Raw genomic sequence first — 2,848 nt, forward strand, 5'->3', positions numbered from 1 at the left:
CGCCGCGAACGCGCCGTACGCCTCCTACTGGTACCCGGACTCGCTCCCCTCGGGGACCCCCGGCGCCGGGATCACCTGGCGCGGGCTCAAGACCTGGCGCGCCCAGGACGACCCGGACCTCGCCTTCAACAAGGCGTCCGTGCCGCTCGCCGCCCGGTTCACCCCGGTGGCCGTGAACACCACCGCCCGCGCCGGCCAGGCCCGGGTCTCCTCGCTCGTCTCCTTCGGCCCCACCGCCCAGAACCCCTCCCAGGGCTCCGCCACCGCCGACTACTACGCGCTGGCCCACTGGCAGTACCTCGACGAACTGGTCTTCTGGGGCGGCTCCTCCGGCGAGGGCCTGATCCTCGCCCCCAACGCCCCGGTCGTGGACGCCGCGCACCGCAACGGCGTCCCGGTCCTCGGCAACGTCTTCCTGCCGCCCGCCGCCTACGGGGGGCAGCTCCAGTGGACCCGCGACCTCGTCCAGCGCGACGGGGCGGGCGGCTACCCGCTCGCCGACAAGCTGGTCGAGGTGGCCGTCGCGTACGGCTTCGACGGCTGGTTCATCAACGCCGAGACGGGCGGCGGGAACGCGGCCCTCGCGACCGACATGAACGGCTTCCTGCGGCGGCTGCGCGCGCTCAGCCAGGCCAGGGGCCTCAAGGTCACCTGGTACGACTCGATGACCACCGGCGGCGGTGTCTCCTGGCAGGGCGCCCTCAACTCCGCCAACCAGACGTTCTTCCAGGACGCGAGCGGCAAGGTCAGCGACTCCATGTTCCTGGACTTCCGCTGGAGTACGGCCTCCCTCGCCTCCTCCGGCACCCTCGCCGGGAACCTCGGCCGTGACCGCTACGAGCTGTGGGCGGGCGTCGACGTGGAGGCGAGCGGCTGGAACAAGTCGGTCAACTGGAACGCCATCGTCCCCCTCGACAAGCCGCACGTCGTCTCCCTCGGCTTCTACCGGCCCGAGTGGACCCGCAACCAGCTCCCGGCCGGCCGCACCCCGGGGCAGTTCCACGCCGCCGACGACCGTTTCTGGACGGGCCAGTCCCTCGACCCGTCGACCCCCGACACCGCGGGCAGCTGGCGGGCGCCCGCCGTCTCCGTCGCCGACCGGTCGACCGTACGGGCCCTGCCCTTCGCGTCGACCTTCAACACGGGCCACGGCCTGCGCTGGTACAACAACGGCGCCGTCACTTCATCGACCGCCTGGAACCACCTCGGCCTCCAGGACCGGCTGCCGAACCGCCGCTGGGTCGTGCGCACCACCGGCGTCCGCCCGTCCGTCACCTTCGACTTCGCCGACGCCTGGCGCGGTGGCAGCAGCCTGCTGGTGGACGGCGCCCTGACCGCGCCCGCCACCGTCGACCTGTACAGCACCCGGCTGCCCCTCACCGCCGACACGGTCGTGGACCTCACGTACCGCGCGGATGCCGGTCCCGTGGTCGTGGACCTGGCCGTCGCCACCCGCGAACCCGCGACGCCGGGCGCGGCCGTCCCGTACACCTACCTGCCCGCCGGGACGCTGCGGCCGGGCACCGGCTGGAGCACCGCCACCCTGCGGCTCTCCGGTCTGCTCGCCGGACAGCCCTCAGGAACCGTCCACGCGCTCGGGATACGGCTCACGGCGGGCACGGGCGCCACGTCCGTACGCTTCCGGCTCGGCGCGCTCGCGATCCACAACACGACGACCGTGCCCGCCGTCCCAGCCGCCCTGCGGATCACCTCCACCGCGCCCGACACCACCGGCAGCGCGTTCCGCTTCACCTGGGACCGGGCGCCGGGCGAGGTGCGCCAGTACGAACTGCACCGGGTGCTGCCCGACGGCTCCCGGCGCTTCCTCGGCGGGACCGCCGGTACGGCCTACCATGTCCCCGCCCTCCAGGCGGAACCGGGCGAGAGCGTGGCCCGTTTCGAAGTGCGTAGTGTCTCGGAGGCGTACCAGGTCTCGTCCGCCACCGGGACGGAACGCCCCTGGTAGCCCCCTGACCTGTCACGACCCCGTCCGCACCCGTACCGTACTCACCGCCGGCGGCCGCCATCGCACCCGCGCGTCCGCCACCCCCGTCCGCACCCGCACGTCCGTACCCCGCACCCGCACGTCCGTACCCCGCACCCTCACGTCCTACAGGAGTCTCCCCTCATGCATGACGACCGCAGCCTCGTCGAAGCACGCCTCAAGCGCGTCCTCGACGAGCGCATCCGTCCTGCCGTCTATCCCGAATCGATCCCGCTGGACGTCGCCGTCTGGGACGCGCCGGGTGAACCCGTACCCGTCGAGGAGGGGCTCGCGGGACCGGTCAGGCCGGCCGCCGTCGGCGACCGGTGGGGCGCTCCCTGGGCCACCAGCTGGTTCCGGGTGTCCGGCACCGTCCCCGAGCGGTGGGCGGGCCGCACCGTCGAGGCGATCCTCGACCTCGGCTTCGACGAGAACATGCCCGGGTTCCAGTGCGAGGGCCTGGTCTACCGGCCCGACGGCTCGCCGGTGAAGGGCCTCAACCCCCGCAACCAGTGGGTGCGGATCGGCGCGCCCGTGGCGGGCGGGGAAGAGGTGCTGCTCCACATCGAGGCGGCCTCCAACCCGGTCATCCTCGACTACATCCCCTTCGTGCCGACCACCCTGGGCGACAAGGAGACGGCCGGCACGGAGCCGCAGTACCGCCTCGCGCGCATGGACCTCGCCGTCTTCGACGAGAACGTGTGGCAGCTCGTCCTGGACCTGGAGGTGCTGGGGGAGCTGATGGCGGAGCTGCCCGTCGAGGGGGCCCGGCGCTGGGAGATCCTGCGCGCCGTCGGCCGCGCCCTGGACGCCGTCGACCTCCAGGACGTCAACGGCACGGCCGCGGCGGCGCGCGAGCGGCTC

The 2,848-nt window shown here is 73.4% G+C and carries 1 protein-coding gene and 1 pseudogene; both read left to right on the forward strand.

Annotated elements, in window-relative coordinates:
* Positions 1–1,966 (forward strand): endo-beta-N-acetylglucosaminidase (locus GT042_RS30375; RefSeq protein WP_161311907.1); only part of this gene is annotated, 1,966 nt, incomplete at its 5' end.
* 162 nt (positions 1,967–2,128) lie between these two features.
* Positions 2,129–2,848, forward strand: a pseudogene (locus tag GT042_RS30380) (alpha-mannosidase); the annotation flags it as partial.

Source organism: Streptomyces sp. SID3212 (assembly GCF_009865405.1).
In the GTDB taxonomy this organism is placed as follows: domain Bacteria; phylum Actinomycetota; class Actinomycetes; order Streptomycetales; family Streptomycetaceae; genus Streptomyces.